Raw genomic sequence first — 18452 nt, 5'->3', positions numbered from 1 at the left:
TCGCATCAAGTTTAATGATACGACCTTTTTTAACTTAATTGAGAGAATAGTTAAAATAGACTGATAAAGTTCTCTTTAGCTACTGATGTAGCTTTCCAGCTGAGATATAGTTTGTTTCTGATCCTCAATGATGAATTTCACAACATCACCTATTGAAATCATTCCCAGTAATTTATTCTCATGCATTACCGGTAAATGTCTGATATGCTTATCCGTCATGAGTTGCATGCACATGTCTATACTATCCGTTGGTAAAATAGTAATAGGATTTGCTGTCATTACCTCTTTTATTGGTGTTTCTGCAGACGACTTTCCATACAGAATAATCTTTCGGGCATAATCTCTTTCTGTAAATATGCCTTGTAGCTTATCGTTTTCCACAATAAGCAGGGCGCTTACATTCTTTTCCATCATCATTTGAAGCGCCTCTAAAACAGATGAGTTTTCTGTAACTGAGAAAATCTGTACAGATTTGGTACTAAGTATTTGTTGTACTGTTTTCATAAGCGATTAAGAATTAGCTATTTAAATTTAACTAAAAAAAATTAAATCACCTTATCTAATACAAAAAAAAATTAACGAAAATAACCAGTGTTATTACTTCATCAGAGGGAGTATTTCTTCAACGTATTTCCTATCGTTCGCTAATCTTGGAACCTTATGTTGTCCTCCAAGTTTACCTTTTGATTTTAACCAGTTGTAGAACGTATTGTTGGGTGCGTTATGTACTTTAGGGCGGCGCAAAGCCAGATCTTTAAATCTTTTCGCATCGTAATCAGAATTTACCTCTCTTAAGGTCTGATCTAAAACATCAACAAAACGTTCAAAGTCATTAGGCTGATGATCAAATTCAATTATCCATTCATGGCCACCAACCTCTTCGCCTTTAAAATAGATAGGGCAGGCAGTATAATCTTTAAATACGGCACCTGTGGCATCACATGCCTTGCAGATTGCCTGTTCAGCATTGTCTATAATAACCTCTTCTCCAAAAGCATTTATAAAATGTTTTGTTCTGCCGGTTATTTTTATGCGATACGGAGATAGACTTGTAAACTGAACGGTATCTCCAATCATATACCGCCAAAGTCCTCCATTTGTCGAGATAATAATGGCGTAGTTTTTATTAAGCTCTACCTGCTCCAGACTAAGGGTATCAGGGTTATCATCATCAAGCTTTTCAATCGGTAAAAACTCGTAGTATATGCCATAGTCAAGCATTAGTAAAAGCTCATCTGAATCCACCTCATCCTGAATTCCAAAGAAACCTTCAGATGCATTATAGGTTTCCAGATAGTACATATGGCTGCAAGGGATCAATTCTTTAAATTGTTCCCTGTAGGGCTTAAAGTTTACAGCGCCATGAATATAAAGCTCAAGGTTTGGCCACACTTCCAGTAAATTGGCTTTACCAGTTATTTCCAGTACTTTTTTAGCCAACACAATAGTCCAGGTGGGTACCCCGGCTATATTGGTTACATTCTCTTTGATGGTGGCTTCAGCCATTTTTTCCATCTTTTCCTCATAGTTCTCCATTAATGCAATGGAGATATTTGGTGTGCGGTAATATTCGGCCCACATCGGCAGATTTTTGATCAATACAGCAGAAAGGTCACCATAAAAGGAGTCCTCATTAAGCTGATTAATTTGGTGACTGCCACCAAGAACAAGTCCCTTTCCTGTAAAAATCTCATTGGTAGGTCTGTTGTTGCAAAAAATCGACAACATGTCCTTTCCACCTTTAAAGTGACATTCCTGTAAAGATTCTTCTGATACCGGAATAAACTTACTCCTGTCGCTTGTTGTGCCAGATGATTTGGCAAACCATTTAATTTCCGATGGCCATAAAATGTTTTGTTCTCCTTTAAGCATTCTTTCAATGAATGGCTTTAGGGTATCATAGTTTTGTAAGGGAACACGTTCCTTAAATTGTTTAGGAGTTTCAATGGAACGGTAATCGTATTTTTCACCCCATTCAGTATCCTCAGCGCTTGAAATTAGTTTTTGAAACCATTCTTCCTGCACATCATGCGGGTACTTTATAAAAAGCTCTATCTGGTGGACGCGCTTTTTCATATACCAGGTAAAAATTGAATTTACAATTGCCATGCTTTTGTTTAAGTAGTGAATTATAAGTTTTTACTTCGTAATACGAAATTAGAGCCTAAATATACTCTTCTTACCATTTCATTGGCAGCAAGTACTTCCGGGGTTCCAGATTCCAGAATCTTGCCCTCAAATAATAAATAAGCCCTGTCGGTAATAGATAAAGTTTCCTGTACGTTATGGTCGGTAATCAGAATACCTATGTTTTTTTGTTTTAGTTTAGCAACTATAGTCTGAATTTCTTCAACAGCAATGGGGTCTACCCCGGCAAACGGTTCATCCAGTAAGATAAAATTAGGACTAGCAGCCAATGCCCTGGCAATCTCTGTCCTTCTGCGTTCCCCTCCCGAAAGTAGGTCGCCACGGTTTTTACGAACTTTATGTAAACTAAACTCACTAATCAGCTCTTCCAGTTGTTCATGTCGTTCTTCCTTGCTCATTTTAGTCATTTCTAAAATGGCCATTATATTGTCTTCAACAGAAAGTTTTCTGAAAACTGAAGCCTCCTGCGCTAAGTATCCAATACCTTTTTGTGCTCTTCGGTACATTGGGTCACTGGTAATGTCCTGGTCATCCAAATATATCGTACCCTCATTTGGTTTAATCAACCCCACAATCATATAAAAAGAGGTTGTTTTTCCGGCTCCATTGGGTCCTAGTAAACCAACAATTTCACCCTGACTAACACTAAACGAAACGTCATTAACAACAGTACGTTGTTTATATTTTTTTATCAGATTTTCAGCTCTTAATATCATCTAATTATATTGGTTGTCAATTTCTATGGCTTTAATATTTAATTGTAAACGCCGTTGATCTTTCCATATATTTTCTTCTACTGTATAACAAACAGAGAAAGGTTGGTTTGGCTGTAATAATGATTCGTATTCTGCCAATCCAAAACCAATGCTTTCAAAAATAGTAGAATTTTGTTGTTTTAAATTTAATTTTAAATGTTTTGTGCCCACAACATAAGGTTTTCCGGTAATAAATACATTATGAGAAACAAAAATTGGTGCCATATTTAAGGGGCCAAATGGCTCCATTTGCGCTATAATGCGCTGAAATTTACCATCTATTTGCCTAAATTCAATTTCTGAATCTATATTTATTTCCGGCTTTAATAAGTCATCAGTAATGGTTGATGCAACTATATTTTCAAAACGATCCGAAAATAATTGAATGTTTTCGGGCTTTATTGTTAATCCAGCAGCAAACTTATGTCCACCAAACTGAACCAAAAGATCTTCGCAACCTAGTAATGCTTCATACAAATCGAACCCGGCAACGGATCGCGCAGAGCCTGTAAGCAGTCCGTTCGATGCGGTAAGTACAACTGTAGGTCTATAATATTTCTCTATCAGTCTGGAAGCCACAATGCCTATGACACCTTTATTCCAGCTTTCATGATATACAACCGTTGTTTTTTTACTAACAAGAATTTCACAATCTTCAATTAATGCAAGGGCTTCGGCCGTAATGCTTTGGTCAGATGTTTTGCGTTCTGTATTTTGTAGGTTTATAAGTAAACTTTGCTCCTGAGCTATGGTACTTTCTGTACAAAGCAACATTTTAACTGCTTCGGATGCATGGTTCATTCTTCCGGCAGCATTGATACGGGGAGCTAAGGTAAAAACTACATCGGTAAGTGTGTAATCTTTATGCTTTCCAGAAATTTCCATCAGCGCCTTTAATCCAATAGAAGGCTGTGTGTTTAATTTGATGAGGCCATGATATGCAAGAATTCTATTTTCATCAATAACAGGTACAATGTCAGCAGCAATACTTACCATTACCAAATCAATATATTGCTCGTATTTATCGGAAGTTAACTGATGAGTATGGCAATAGGCCTGGGCAAGTTTAAAGCCAATGCCGCAACCAGCAAGTTCTTTAAAAGGGTAAGGACAATCGTTACGTTTCGGATCAAGTAGAGCAATTGCAGCCGGAAGTTCATCTCCAGGCAAATGATGATCGCAAACAATAAAATCAATATTCAAAGTGTTTGCATAGGCAATTTTATCGTTGGCTTTTATTCCGCAATCAAGAGAAATGATCAGCGTGAAACCATTTTCTGCGGCATAATCAATTCCAGCTGTCGAAATACCGTATCCTTCCTTATGTCTGTCTGGGATATAATATTCAATGTTTGACGTAAACTGGCTAAAAAAACTGAATGCAAGGGCAACTGAAGTGGTTCCATCTACATCATAATCTCCGTAGATTAATATCTTTTCATTTTTTGTAAGGGCAAGGTCAATTCTTTCGATGGCTTTATCCATATCCTTCATCAGGAAAGGATCGTGCAGATGCGACATCTGCGGCCTAAAATAATCACGCGCACTATCGAAACAAGAAATGCCTCTTTGTACTAATATCTCCGCTAAACTGCTATTTATATTTAATTGTTGTGCAAGCAAATCTGTCGTTTCTATATTGCCCTTTGCGGCCCGCACCCATCTTTTTTTCATCTAATATCTGTCTTCTTTTTCCCTGCGAAGCTTGCATAAACTTCTGATTATTTTATTGCCAGCGTGTTAACTTCATAGAGGTTCCCTATCTTTGCAATGATATTGTTGTAAATATATCATTTAATTTTCTTACTAATAACTACGCCATTGCAAGTTTTCACTTTATACGAAGGATCATATTCTGTAGACGCAACTAAAAAATTTATACCATTTAATGCCGAAAAGGATAACCCCAAGGATCGTCCGGCTTCTCTTTTTATCCATGTACAGCCTTTTTTAATTAAGCTAAAAAATAGCCTGGTTTTATTTGATACAGGTTTGGGCTACAGTGATGAAAAAGGACAGTTGATTTTGCATAATAACATTAGAAAGGCTGGTTTTGATCCTGAAGATGTAGATATGGTTTTGATGTCTCATCTTCATTTTGACCATTCAGGTGGCATGATCCATAACAAAATTGATGGCAGTGTAGAGTTAAGCTTTCCGCACGCAACATATGTAATTCAAACAGGAGAGTGGGAGACTGCTTTTACAAACCCTTCTTCGTCTTACAAAACTGAAATATTTGAATTTTTGCAACGCAATGCGCAGCTAAAATTTATTGAAAACTCCGGGCAACTAACCGATGAAATCAGTTATGAGCTTACCGGAGCACATTGTCCGTTTCATCAGGTGTTTTTACTAGATGATGGTGTAGATAAAGTGTTTTTTGGAGGCGATGTTTTGCCGGAACCGGAAGAACTACTAAGAAAGTTTATTGCGAAGTATGATTTTGATGGTAGGAAGGCTATGGAGCTTAGAGAAGAATTTGGAAAGAAGGCTGCTGAGGAGAATTGGAATTGCCTTTTTTATCATGCAAAAAGTAAGGCTACTGGATATGTTACCTATACAGATGGGCAATTTAGAATAAGCTAAAGAACAACTAACTGTAAAAGTTCTTTGAGTCTTTCGATGGTTAAGGGTTTAGAAATGAATCCGTTTACGGATTTAAAACCCTTGGCTTTCTCAATGTCATACTCATAAACAGAAGAAGAGAGCATATACAGGTAAACTTTTGGGCGTACTATATTCAGTTTTTCGTAGGCCTCCAGAAATTCCCAGCCGTTAAGAATTGGCATATTAATGTCTACCAGGATAATGTGCGGGAATATTTCTACATTACTGGTGATGCTTGTCAGGTAATCTATAGCTAGCTGGCCATTGCTTTTTGAAGTCATATCTACCTCATAACCAGTTTTTTCTATCACTTTTTTTATGATAAAAATATTGATGTCATCATCATCAATAACAAGCATATTGATTCTAGAGTTGGTCATAAAGTTTTGTAAAGCGCAGAAAAGTTAAGTACAAAATTATAATATATTTAACTCTTTTAATAGGGGTGTAAATAAAAGCAAAAAAAAAGAGCCATTATTTATATAATGGCTCTTTTTTTTGTGTTTTTTTATTTTTTGGCTACAAGCTTAATAGCAAGCTCAAAATCGTCATAAATCATTTTGTCACCAACATCAGGAAATATACCTTTTGATCTAAATTTGATTCCAAACTTAGTCCTGTCAACAACAACTTTTTCAGCAGTTGCAGTTACTGATCCATCAGCATTCCAGGTAATAGTTGCAGGGAAAGTGATAGAATTTGTAATGCCTTTAATGGTAAGATTACCAGTTACATTGGCAGTATTGGCACCTGTATTTGCAATTTTTTTAATAACAAAAGCAGAAGTCGCAAATTTGTCAACTCCAAAAAAGTCATCAGCTTTTAAGTGACCTTCCAGTTTTTCACTTTTATCAGCATCTTTAATAGTTGCCATATTAATTGTGAAATTACCACCTGAAAGTTTTTTATCATTGAAAATTAAACTTCCTGACTGAAGGTCTATAGTTCCATTGTGGCTACCAGTGAGTTTTTTACCAACCCAGGTTAATGATGATTTCTCAACATCCACTTTATAGGTAGTTGGCTTAAATACAGGAGCAATAAATGCTGATGAGAAAAATACGATTAGTAGTAATGCCAGCGAAGTGATTTTTAATTTCATTGTACTATAATTTGAGTTTTTAATACTAAAGCTTTTTTTAGCCTTTTGATACATTTTAGAAGACAAATGTATCAAAAGGTTTAAAGACCTAAATTGACTTATGATAAGTTTTTAGGCTAAATCTTCAGCATAGCTTTCAATTGGCGGACAAGCACAAACTAATGATCTGTCTCCAAATGAATCATTTACTCTTCCAACCGATGGCCAGAATTTATAAGCAGCTACATAAGGTAAAGGGAAGGCGGCAGTTTGTCTGCTATAACCATGGTTCCACTCATTTCCAGTAACTACAGCTGCAGTATGCGGGGCATTTTTTAGTGGGTTATCAGTTTTATCCAGTTCACCTGTTTCAACTGCAGTGATTTCATTTCTGATGGCAATTAAAGCATCACAGAAACGATCTAACTCATGTTTAGGTTCGCTTTCAGTTGGCTCAACCATTAGTGTTCCGGCAACAGGGAAAGATACAGTAGGGGCATGAAATCCGTAATCCATCAAACGTTTTGCAATGTCAACAACCTCAATCCCGAAGTTTTTAAATCCTCTGCAATCTAAGATCATTTCATGTGCGCAACGGCCATTAGCTCCCGAATACAATACAGGATAATGCTGCTCAAAACGGCCTTTCATATAGTTGGCATTTAGTATTGCATATTTTGTAGCGTTGGTTAATCCTTCACCACCCATCATTGCAATATAAGCATGAGATATGATCAGAATTGAAGCTGAACCCCATGGTGCCGAAGAAACTGCATGAATGGATTTTTCATTATTTATATCTACCACAGCATGTCCGGGTAAATAAGGAACAAGATGTTTTGCAACACCAATAGGACCCATACCAGGACCACCACCACCGTGAGGAATACAGAATGTTTTGTGCAGGTTAAGGTGACAAACGTCGGCGCCAATATTTGCAGGGCTGGTTAAACCAACCTGAGCATTCATATTGGCTCCATCCATATAAACCTGTCCGCCATTTTCATGGATAACATTACAAATGTCTACTATACTCTCTTCAAACACGCCATGTGTAGAAGGATAGGTAACCATTAAGCATGAAAGATTTGCCGCATGCTCAACAGCCTTAGCTTTTAAATCTTCAACATCAATGTTCCCGTTTTCCAGTGATTTTACAACCACAATCTTCATTCCGGCCATTGCCGCAGAAGCTGGATTAGTTCCATGGGCTGAAGAAGGAATTAAAGCGATGTTACGATGAGCATCTCCACGATCCTGGTGATAGGCTCTGATTACCATTAGGCCTGCATATTCACCCTGTGCACCAGCATTTGGTTGTAAGCTCATGGCAGCAAAACCGGTAATTTCGCTCAACCATCTGTCAAGCTCATTAAATACAGTATAATAACCAGCTACCTGATCAGCAGGGGCAAAAGGATGCACTTTACCAAATTCAGGCCATGTAACCGGGATCATCTCGGTTGTTGCATTAAGTTTCATTGTACATGAACCTAAAGCAATCATTGAATGACAAAGAGAAAGATCTTTAGTCTCTAATGATTTGATATAACGCAACATTTCATGTTCAGAATGGTGCGCATTAAATACCGGATGAGTTAAGTATGCAGATGTACGTTGTAAATTTGCAGGAATTACAGTCTCAATATTTTTATCAGCTAATTCAACAGCATCAGCAGCAATTGCTTTTACCTTCGAGAATATTTTAGTTAAAAGCTTTACATCTTCAACTGAGGTAGTTTCATCCAGAGCTATGGTAACCACACTACCATTATAGTTAAGGTTGATTTCATTGTCGATGCATTCTCTGTGAATAGAATCAACTAAATCGCCAAGATCTAACTGAATGGTATCGAAATAAACTTTATTTAACTGTTTGTATCCTATTTTCTCTAATGATTTAGCTAAAGTAATAGCTAATCCATGCGTACGCTCTGCAATAAGTTTTAATCCTTTAGGGCCATGGTAAACAGCATAAAACCCAGCCATAATAGCCAATAGTGCCTGTGCAGTACAAATGTTAGAAGTAGCTTTATCTCTGCGGATATGCTGTTCTCTTGTTTGCAAAGCCATGCGCAAAGCATAGTTGTTATTGCTGTCGATAGTTACACCAATAATACGTCCCGGAATTGAGCGTTTGTACTCATCCTTAGTTGCAAAGAAAGCAGCATGTGGACCACCAAATCCCATTGGGATACCGAAACGCTGGGTAGTACCAACTACAACATCTGCACCCCATTCTCCCGGAGGAGTTAACAGGGTTAAACTTAGCAAGTCGGCAACAACTGTAACTTTTACATTTTTTTCATGTGCTTTTTGAGCAAAGCCGGTGTAATCAAATACTTCTCCGTTTCCTGCAGGATATTGAATAATTGCTCCAAAAAACTCTTCATTTAATTCAAATGATTCATGATCTCCAATCACCAATTCAATTCCAAAAGGATTTGCACGGGTTTTTAAAATATCAATGGTTTGAGGGAACAATAAAGCAGAAACAAAGAATTTGGTAGCCTGCTGATTTTTGCGAAGGCTATATTGCATAAACATGGCTTCGGCAGCTGCAGTACCTTCATCAAGAAGCGATGCATTTGCTATTTCCATACCAGTTAAGTCAATAACCATAGTCTGGAAATTTAACAAAGCCTGTAAACGGCCCTGAGCAATTTCAGCCTGATAAGGAGTATATTGCGTATACCATCCCGGGTTTTCCATTACATTACGTAAAATTACACCAGGAGTTAAGGTGTCATAATATCCCTGACCGATATATGATTTAAAAACTTTGTTTAAAGAAGCCGTTTGTCTTAAGCTGTTTAGGTAATCTGTTTCAGATTTTGCTTTTGGCAAATTTAAAGGTTGTTTTAACCTGATTTTTTGCGGAACAGTTTGTTCTATTAATTCGTCAATAGAGCCCACGCCAAGCGTGGTTAGCATTGCGTTTGTGTCATCAATATTAGGCGCAATGTGGCGGTCTTTAAAGTCTTCTTGGTAATGAATGTTTAAGCTCATGTATTCTTTGAATAAAAAGTTGCGCAAAGGTAATAAAAAAATAGCCTTTTAACCACCAACTAATATCCAGCCAACTTCTTTCTTAAGCTTTAACTTATAAGTTTTAGTAATGAAGTTGCTGCCAACGTTTTTGTCTTTAAAAAATATCGAGAAATCAGTCAGTTCTTTCTTCAGTGAAACGGTAACCCGAGCTATTTTTGAGTCGCCTTTTATAAGCGTAATTGGCTTCTCCTCATCAAGCACATAATTAATAGCCCTTACAGTTGCATTATGGGCATCATGTTTAAGAATGTAAGGCTTTGCTTTGTCTGTTAGGATAATTAAATAGAAATATACGCTGTCTTTAGACAAGAATTTCTTTTTTTGATTTTGAAGCTCCATATCAACAAGTCCCTTTTCCTCAAGCGCCTTATATTTTTGTAACTCCAGTTTGTCCTTTTTGCTCCTGAATTTAATTTCTCCAATATTTATTTTAGTGCTCTCATATTCAGGGTTTGCTTTAAGATGCGCCGATATTACATCTTCGGCAGTACCCTCATCTAAATTGCCACCACTTTTACACGATGAAATAAATAATAATAGTGAAATAGCAATAGTTAATAATTTGAAATTTTTCATAGTGCGAGCATTTTAGGTTAATGTTTCAATTGCTTCAGGTATAATTGAATGGTGTTTTCCAGTCCTAAATAAAGTGCATCACTTATTAGTGCATGGCCAATACTAACTTCCAGTAATCCGGGGATACTTTCGGCAAAATATTTTAGGTTATGTAAATCTAAATCATGACCAGCGTTTATGCCTAGCCCAACCTCATGAGCCTTGTGTGCTGCTGCAATATAGGGCAGGATAGCCTTTTCCCGGTTATCATAGTAATTGTGGGCATAAGCTTCAGTGTAAAGTTCAATCCTGTCAGTTCCGCTTTCTGCCGCTGCCTCAACCATTTCTACCACAGGATCAACAAAAATTGATACCCTGATTCCTGCCGATTTAAATATAGAAACCATTTCTTTCAAGTAATCCTTATGTTTTATCGTATCCCATCCATGGTTAGACGTAATTTGACCTTCGGCATCAGGTACCAACGTTACCTGAGCAGGTTTGTTAGCTAAAACCAGATCAACAAATTTTTGTTCCCGGCAGTTACCCTCAATGTTAAATTCTGTAGCTATTCTTGCTTTCAAATCAAAAACATCCTGATATCTGATGTGTCTTTCATCAGGTCTTGGATGTACTGTAATCCCTTCCGATCCGAAGCGTTCGCAATCCAAAGCTACTTTAATAAGATCCGGATTGTTTCCTCCACGACTATTACGAAGTGTTGCTATTTTATTGATGTTTACTGAAAGTTTTGTCATGTTAGCCCAAAATATAAATATGCAAGTAAAGGTAAAAAATTTCTGTATTTTGCTATCAGTTATAATACTCGATATATGTCATTAAAACTGTTGATCTCATTTATAGCGTTGTGTTTTATTCAGCATATTGCTTATGCCCAGAAAGATACTGTTGCATTTAAAGGCTACCCTGTAATTGCACATTCGGATACACTCTTTCATGTAAAAAATAAACTCGGTTCATTGTCTGCATCCGAAAGGGCGCAAAGAATCTCAACCAAGGTCGAAGCCTTATCTGAGGATCTTCTTTTCGTGCCCGATTCTTTAGTTACGGTTGATGATTCTACTCTTGTGGCTATTGCCTATAAAGGTGATATTTTATTAAGCTTGTCAAAAGCCGATGCTGATTCCGTGAATATGAGTCGCGAAGTTATGGCTAAAGCTTATCAGGAAATCATTATAAATAACATTAACAGTTACAGAAAGGAAACCAATTTATCAGAGCTTTTAAAGCGGGCTGGGTTGGGACTGCTAATTATTCTTGTATTGGGTGTATGTATATATTTTTTCAATAAGTACTCTAATAAATTTAACAGTTGGCTCAGTTTCAAATTGCATAAAAGAATTGGGCATATTAAGATTAAGGATTATGAACTGATCGACAGAAAAAGGGAGCTTACATTAATCAGTAAATTCCTGAACCTGATTAAAATCTTTGTAATCCTTTTACTGGTTTACCTTACGCTTCCGGTAATCTTCAGGCTCTTCCCATGGACAAAATCCTGGAGCGATAGCCTAATTAGTTTTGTATTAAATCCATTAAAAAACATATTTAGCGCTTTAATTGACTTTTTCCCTAACCTGATTACTATTGCAGTAATTGTTGGTGTATTCCATTACGTAAAAAGGGCCATTAAATTTTTAGCCGATGAGATTGAAAACGAAAGGTTAAAAATTAACGGTTTCTATCCGGATTGGGCAAAACCTACATTTAATATTGTTAAGATTTTACTGAATGCTTTTACATTGGTAATGATATGGCCTTACATTCCTGGATCTGATCTGGCAATCTTTAAGGGAGTGTCTGTATTCCTAGGGATTCTTATTTCTTTTGGGTCTTCATCGGCAATTAGTAATGGTGTGGCAGGTATGGTAATTACGTACATGCGACCTTTTAAGATAGGGGATGTAGTGAAAATTGGGGATACAACCGGGGCTGTTCTGGAAAAATCATTATTGGTTACTCGTGTCAAAACGATCAAAAACGAGATTATTACTATTCCTAACAGTGCTATTTTAAACGGAAATACGGTTAATTATAGCAGCATGGCCGCTAACGAAGGACTGATTATTCATAGTACCCTTACCCTGGGTTACGATATTCCATGGACAAAAATTCATGAGCTGCTAATTAATTCCGCATTGGCAACCGAAGGTGTTATTAAGGATAGAACTCCTTTTGTATTGCAAACAAGTCTCGATGACTGGTACGTGTCTTATCAGTTGAATGCTTATATAAGCGACCCACGTATTATGGCTGTAATCTATTCAGAACTGCATAAGAATATCCATGAAGCATTTGACGCGGCAGGAGTTGAAATTATGTCGCCTCATTACCAGGCCATAAGAGATGGAAATGCAAGTACTGTTCAGGCTAAAGCTTAGGTATGCGAAACGTAGTAAGACTTTTTTGCCTCTTAATGGTGTTGGCTATTCCTTGTTCAGCCCAGGTTAACATTGAGGGTTATAACAAATATTTCGCAATTGCTAAGTACCACAATAAAGAATTACTGATACTTCGAAAGTTCAAAACCTCGGGTACTAATTCATATTTAGCAGTAAACCCGCGTGAACTAACAACATCAATAGTTCCTGCAGCAAGGCTTACTGTTAAAGAAATGGGATTTGAGCAAGCACTTAGCTATTTGAGTAATACCCCGTATGCTCAGGCAATATCTTCTGCAAAGCAATTATCCGGGAACTTACAGGATGCAGGAATTATACATGGTTTTCAAAAGGAAAAGGGAATAACCTTAACAATTGATCTGTGCCCTTCACATAAAGCTTTGGATAGGATGATCTTTACTTCACTCATTTCAGAATTTCAGAAAACGGAGAAACCGGTTCCGATCGCAATTTCAATTACCGGTCGATGGATGCTTACACATTCTAATGATCTAAATTGGCTTAAGGAGCTAGAGAAATCAAATGATATTGAGGTTACATGGATAAATCATTCCTATAATCACCATGTGAGTTCGAAAGCGCCGCTTAAAACTAACTTCCTGCTGGAGCCTGGAACAGATATGGATTTTGAAATACTGGGAACAGAATTGGCCATGTTACAGCATGGGTTGTTGCCATCTGCTTTCTTTCGTTTTCCGGGGCTTGTGTCAGACACTGAAGTTGTACAGCGCGTACTTTCTTATGGAATTATTCCTGTTGGCAGTGATGCATGGCTTGCAAAAGGTCAGCCAGCCAATGCCGGAAGCATAGTTTTAATTCATGGAAATGGAAACGAACCGGTAGGAGTTCAGGATTTTATCAGGCTACTTAAGAATAAGCAGCAAGACATTAATGGTAGGCAATGGATGATGTACGATTTAAGGGAAAGTGTTGAAGATGAGTTTCAACAGAAATAATCCGTGTATCTGCATACAAAAAAGAGGGAAATTGCTTATGCGATTTCCCTCTTTTTTGTATAATCTGTTGATTAGTATCTGTAAGTATCAGGTTTAAATGGACCTTCAACCGGAACACCAATATATTCTGCCTGATGAGCATCTAAAACATCAAGTTCAACACCAATTTTAGCCAGGTGTAAACGAGCTACTTTTTCATCTAAATGCTTAGGAAGCACATAAACTTTGTTCTCATACTGATCAGTATTGGTCCACAATTCTAATTGAGCCAAAGTCTGGTTAGTAAATGAATTAGACATTACAAAACTTGGGTGGCCAGTTGCACAGCCTAAGTTTACCAAACGACCTTCTGCCAATAGGATGATGTCTTTTCCGTCGATAGTATATTTGTCAACCTGAGGTTTGATCTCCACTTTAGTATCGCCATAGTTTTTGTTTAACCATGCAACATCAATTTCATTGTCGAAGTGACCAATGTTACAAACGATAGCTTTGTCTTTCATCACTTTGAAATGTTCAGCACGAACAATATCACAGTTACCTGTTGTAGTAACAATAATATCAGCTTCTTTAACAGCGGTAGCGAATTTCTTAACTTCATAACCTTCCATTGCCGCTTGTAAAGCACAGATCGGGTCAATTTCAGAAACGATTACACGTACACCTTGCGAGCTTAAAGATTCAGCAGAACCTTTACCAACATCACCGTAACCAGCAACAACAGCTACTTTACCAGCTAACATGATATCAGTAGCACGACGGATCGCATCTACTAATGATTCACGACAACCATATTTGTTATCAAATTTAGATTTGGTAACTGAATCGTTTACGTTAATTGCAGGTAAGTGCAATGTTCCGTTTTTCATACGCTCATATAAGCGGTGAACTCCGGTAGTAGTTTCTTCAGATAAACCTTTGATGTTAGCAATAAGTTCAGGGAATTTATCGAAAACCATATTGGTTAAATCGCCACCATCATCTAAGATCATATTTAGTGGTTGGCGCTCAGGACCGAAATGTAAAGTTTGCTCGATGCACCAGTCAAAGCTAGCCTCGTCTAAACCTTTCCAGGCATACACCTGAATGCCAGCAGCAGCAATAGCAGCAGCAGCATGATCCTGAGTTGAAAATATATTACAAGATGACCAGGTAACTTCAGCACCTAATGCAACTAATGTTTCAATTAAAACTGCAGTTTGGATGGTCATGTGAAGGCAGCCTGCAATGCGTGCGCCTTTTAATGGTTGAGAAGGACCAAATTCTTCGCGTAATGACATTAAACCTGGCATTTCTGCTTCTGCCAGTTCAATTTCTTTGCGGCCCCATTCTGCCAGTGAAATGTCCTTAACTTTGTAAGGAACGTAAGTTGTCTCTACTGATGACATATTGTTTTATTTAAGTGTATGATTTACAGTAGTTTACTAAGCGTGTGTTTTTTGTTTGCACACTAATTGCACACCTTTGATGAAACTCGCTGTTTTTCTGCTACAAAATTACGCATTAGTTTAGCTAAATTCAAAAGTGCGATTCATGCTGCGGTAAATTTCCTGTAGGTGTATCTTTCCGTATTACAGATTTAGCATTGATTAAATTCTTACAAGTTTCATTAATGGTTCAAAAGAATATAATGCTGGGCGTCTCCCTGATGCCTCTTGTTTAGTGATAATTAGTCCCCTGTCTAGTAGTTTTCTCGTAAATTTGGCAGCCGTTGGAGCCGGTATTCCGCTGTTAGAAGTAAATTTACTATTCCTGAAAACTGGATTTGTAAATATGTAATCTAAAGCATTTACACTCCATTTTGATGAGAGTATTTCTGAGAAAATCCCTTTCATTTCTTCATAAAGGCCTTGAATACTTTCGGCCACTTCTAGGTTTTTAATCGATTGATTTTCAACTGCCTTTAAAAAGAAGGCACACCACTCACTCCAATCCCCACTTTCTGATACATTTCTCATAGTATCTATGTATTGGTCCTTATTTTCTTCAAAATATCCACTTATGTAGAAATGGGGTTCGGATATGACCCCTGTAGACCATAAATATAAAGTAATTAACATTCTCCCAATTCTTCCATTCCCATCCTGAAAGGGATGTAATGCTTCAAATTCTAAATGCATTAAAGCAGTTTTTACTAAGATTGGATGATTGCTATTTTTTAAATAACTAAATAAAGTATCCAATCCGTCAGATAGTTTTTCTGGACTTATTGGAATAAATAATATGTTTTTTTTTAGTCTATCTGCTAAGTAGTTTTGCTCCGATTTGAATGCCCCTGGAGATTTATTGGCCCCTCTTCCAAAATAGAGCAGTTGTTGATGTACTTGTTTTATAAAGCTTGTTGATAATTCATACCCATCTTTCATGCCCTTTTGTGCATTTTTTAACGCTCTTTGATATAATATAGTCTCAAATACATCTGAACGATAGTTGTTAAGATTAGGTTCTTCACCTTCCTCTTCTGCTTCAAATTGTAATATTTCATCCATAGTACTTACAGTACCTTCCATCCTAGATGAAATTACAGCTTCTTGATTTCTTAGAGGACTTAATAAGATCTCACTATTGTGTAAATTCTTTAACATTTGATCGTACCTGGCTATAGCATCAGTAGCTTTTACAAGCTCATTGATAAATTTCCCATAATCCAAGTTTTCAGGAGGAAATTGATCATAGTGATACTTTGTTGCGGTGTCAAAATTTAAATTCATAGTAAAGATTCATGTATTAGTTGATCAAATGTAAGTAAAAAATGTAATACAAAGTTCTTTGTTTGTCTGTTTGTGTTGTTTTTTGATAGACAAATGGTTTTGTTGTTTATTTTTGATAGACAACTTGGTTTGTCTATCTGTTATTTGGATTGATGATAAACAAACGCTTTTGTTAGTCATGTTTGATAAACAAATAAGTTTGTATACCATTTTTCGAAAATTGTGATATACAAGTTTTGAAAAACCGTGTGGGTTGCTAGATTTAGGCCTAATTCAGCTATTGTCATCGCTGGCTCCTGACTCTAGCCATTCAATCAAATCAGATCGTCTGAAGAATAATTTTCCTTGTTTTTTAATATAATTGATCTGCCCCTTATGAACCATCACTCTCAAGGCGTTCTGTGTGGTGCTTAAGAATTCCGCAGCCATTTCTATCCTCAAGTAAGTCTCATGCTTGGATTCTGAATGCGACTCATCTCCATGGATTCTTTGCAACAAGTCCTCTATAACTTTAAGTCGATGATCTATGATTGAAAAAGGATTGTCCATTTGGCTCTGATTTATTGCAAGGTATTGTACTGTTGAGTAAATAACAATAGGTTGGACTTTACCCATATCATTTTGTAATGTTGTTTTCTAACTGCAAGATGTGTTTTCGTGTATCCAATATCTCGAAAATATTACACAGCCAATTATTGGTGGAAACGAGCCAATATCATCACAAAGTAAAGTATTCCAGTATGATTGAACATACTGGAACACAATAAAACTAGGCTGTAATTTTCCCGACAAAAACAAAAAGCTCGGAATCCTGTATGTTAATTAGTGTTAAAAATAGCCTTTAAATCTGATACAAAATCGTTTGTGTTCTGAAAATTAATATATTTAAGGACCAAATTGAAACCCGTATGCTAAAATCCGCTCTCAGCAGTTTAATACTCTGCATTCTCTTCTATGTCCATGCTATGGCCCAGGACAGTAAGATTGACAGTTCTAAAATGGTTACCCTACGTATAGATCCTTCTAGCGCACGTGGTTCAACTGTATCCCAATTTTTCGACGAAGTCAATTTCATTCCACTGGAAACTACTAAAGAGAGCCTTTTTGGTTCTATAAGTCAGCTTAAAATGACCAACGATAACTATTTCGTTTTTGACTGGGAAACTAAAGCTGTTTTAATATTTACTAAAACCGGAAAATATGTGGCTAAGGTTAATGCCAGTAAAATAGAAAAGGATCCTGATGTAAAAGACCCCCAGGCTTTTTATGGTTTTGACCTGAAAACGGAAGATGGCAAAACACTGATCCAGATTGAATCTGGAAAGAAATTGCATTATTTTGATTTGACAGGTAAACTGGTAAAAAAGGTTGTTGTAGATAAGGATGATAAATATGCCAATTATAAAAAATTTGGTGATGGTACTGTAATAGACCAGAATTACCTGGATAAAAAGGATAAGGATAGTACTTATTATCACCTTAGCTTAGTTAAGGATAACAAGAAAGTAGAAGCCTATTTTCCATATCGTTCCGGCGATTATAAAAACGACGATGGCTGGCATGGCGGCAGTATCTATGATTATGGTAACCCTGATGAGTTTCTTTATATAAAGAACTATCAGTACAATATTTATAAGTTAAGTTCAAAAGGTCTTTCGTTAGCCTATCAGATATTTTTTCCGGCCGCAAATTCTCTTCCTATGGATTATGGGACGAATCCGATATATAAGGGGAAACGATACGAGTATTTTGAGCGGAACCGCGATTTATTTTTTGAAATGGCAAACAGCTATTTGCACGGCGACAACTTGTATTTTCAGGTAAGAAACTGGAATTGGAGCCGGGACGAAAAGAAAGCTTTTATTTATAATTTAAAATCGACTGAGCTGACTTCTTTAGCAGATATTGAACCTGATTCTAGTTCTCAATTTCTGCCGATTACGGATTTAACATCTCAGTATGATTTTACAAATCATGGCTTCCATGTGGTAACGCCCGACTATTTTTACACAAGCTATTCTTCTTTAACGATGTTTACTTTTAAAGAACAGAATGATGAAAAAAATAGAAAGTACAATGCTGCACTTACCGAATATTTTAAAACCCAAAACAGAAAAAGTAATCCCGTAATTATTCAATTAAAACCAAAGAAAAACTAGCTC

The 18452-nt window shown here is 36.8% G+C and carries 16 protein-coding genes; 4 read left to right on the top strand and 12 right to left on the bottom strand.

Annotated features, from left to right (window positions below):
* Window positions 1-75 precede the first annotated feature (75 nt).
* The 4 genes from CPT03_RS15490 to recJ form a co-directional block, all read right to left on the bottom strand.
* Window positions 76-504 carry a CBS domain-containing protein gene (locus tag CPT03_RS15490; RefSeq protein WP_099439683.1) on the bottom strand — a complete coding sequence of 143 codons (429 nt, stop codon included), beginning with the start codon at window positions 502-504 and terminating at the stop codon, window positions 76-78.
* Between the two features lie 93 nt (window positions 505-597).
* The gene (locus CPT03_RS15485; protein WP_099439682.1) at window positions 598-2109 is read right to left on the bottom strand and encodes a GH3 auxin-responsive promoter family protein; all 1512 of its coding nucleotides are present in this window, start codon (window positions 2107-2109) and stop codon (window positions 598-600) included.
* A 20-nt stretch (window positions 2110-2129) separates the two neighbouring features.
* A complete protein-coding gene (lptB, locus tag CPT03_RS15480; RefSeq protein ID WP_099439681.1) occupies window positions 2130-2864 on the bottom strand; it encodes an LPS export ABC transporter ATP-binding protein in 735 nt (244 codons plus the stop codon).
* Window positions 2865-4577: a single-stranded-DNA-specific exonuclease RecJ gene (gene recJ / locus CPT03_RS15475; protein WP_099439680.1), complete on the bottom strand. Its 1713-nt coding sequence runs from the start codon at window positions 4575-4577 to the stop codon at window positions 2865-2867.
* Window positions 4578-4724: 147 nt separating this feature from the next.
* Between recJ and CPT03_RS15470 the strand changes: the two genes are divergently transcribed.
* Window positions 4725-5492, top strand: coding sequence for an MBL fold metallo-hydrolase (locus CPT03_RS15470; RefSeq protein WP_099439679.1), 768 nt, complete (start codon window positions 4725-4727; stop codon window positions 5490-5492).
* On the opposite strand, the gene CPT03_RS15465 is transcribed toward CPT03_RS15470, so the two are convergent.
* From CPT03_RS15465 to CPT03_RS15445, 5 genes are all read right to left on the bottom strand, one after another.
* Complete coding sequence (locus tag CPT03_RS15465) at window positions 5489-5893, bottom strand: response regulator (RefSeq protein ID WP_099439678.1); 405 nt, start codon at window positions 5891-5893, stop codon at window positions 5489-5491. The genes CPT03_RS15470 and CPT03_RS15465 overlap by 4 nt on opposite strands.
* Window positions 5894-6021: 128 nt before the next feature.
* Window positions 6022-6615: a YceI family protein gene (locus CPT03_RS15460; protein WP_099441142.1), complete on the bottom strand. Its 594-nt coding sequence runs from the start codon at window positions 6613-6615 to the stop codon at window positions 6022-6024.
* A gap of 111 nt (window positions 6616-6726) precedes the next feature.
* Entirely contained in the window at window positions 6727-9603 is a 2877-nt protein-coding gene (gcvP, locus tag CPT03_RS15455; RefSeq protein WP_099439677.1) for an aminomethyl-transferring glycine dehydrogenase, read from the bottom strand.
* A 48-nt stretch (window positions 9604-9651) separates the two neighbouring features.
* Window positions 9652-10221, bottom strand: coding sequence for a hypothetical protein (locus CPT03_RS15450; RefSeq protein WP_099439676.1), 570 nt, complete (start codon window positions 10219-10221; stop codon window positions 9652-9654).
* A 17-nt stretch (window positions 10222-10238) separates the two neighbouring features.
* On the bottom strand, window positions 10239-10958 hold the full coding sequence (locus tag CPT03_RS15445; RefSeq protein WP_099439675.1) for a pyridoxine 5'-phosphate synthase: 720 nt from the start codon (window positions 10956-10958) through the stop codon (window positions 10239-10241).
* Window positions 10959-11033: 75 nt separating this feature from the next.
* On the opposite strand from CPT03_RS15445, the gene CPT03_RS15440 reads away from it, so the two are divergent.
* Window positions 11034-12602, top strand: a complete 1569-nt coding sequence (locus tag CPT03_RS15440; protein WP_099439674.1) for a mechanosensitive ion channel family protein — start codon at window positions 11034-11036, stop codon at window positions 12600-12602.
* 2 nt (window positions 12603-12604) lie between these two features.
* A complete protein-coding gene (locus tag CPT03_RS15435) occupies window positions 12605-13579 on the top strand; it encodes a polysaccharide deacetylase family protein (RefSeq protein ID WP_157766465.1) in 975 nt (324 codons plus the stop codon).
* Window positions 13580-13650: 71 nt separating this feature from the next.
* Here CPT03_RS15435 and ahcY read toward each other — a convergent pair whose 3' ends face one another.
* The 3 genes from ahcY to CPT03_RS15420 all read right to left on the bottom strand — a co-directional run bounded on the left by ahcY (window position 13651) and on the right by CPT03_RS15420 (window position 16839).
* Entirely contained in the window at window positions 13651-14967 is a 1317-nt protein-coding gene (ahcY, locus tag CPT03_RS15430) for an adenosylhomocysteinase (protein ID WP_099439672.1), read from the bottom strand.
* A 201-nt stretch (window positions 14968-15168) separates the two neighbouring features.
* Window positions 15169-16290: a Fic family protein gene (locus tag CPT03_RS15425; RefSeq protein ID WP_099439671.1), complete on the bottom strand. Its 1122-nt coding sequence runs from the start codon at window positions 16288-16290 to the stop codon at window positions 15169-15171.
* A 273-nt stretch (window positions 16291-16563) separates the two neighbouring features.
* A complete protein-coding gene (locus CPT03_RS15420; RefSeq protein WP_157766464.1) occupies window positions 16564-16839 on the bottom strand; it encodes a helix-turn-helix domain-containing protein in 276 nt (91 codons plus the stop codon).
* 359 nt (window positions 16840-17198) lie between these two features.
* Between CPT03_RS15420 and CPT03_RS15415 the strand changes: the two genes are divergently transcribed.
* On the top strand, window positions 17199-18449 hold the full coding sequence (locus CPT03_RS15415) for a 6-bladed beta-propeller (RefSeq protein ID WP_099439669.1): 1251 nt from the start codon (window positions 17199-17201) through the stop codon (window positions 18447-18449).
* The last annotated feature ends 3 nt before the right edge of the window (window positions 18450-18452 follow it).

The sequence above is a fragment of the Pedobacter ginsengisoli genome (assembly GCF_002736205.1).
GTDB lineage: Bacteria > Bacteroidota > Bacteroidia > Sphingobacteriales > Sphingobacteriaceae > Pedobacter > Pedobacter ginsengisoli_A.
This window is presented reverse-complemented; position numbering and strand designations above follow the sequence as displayed.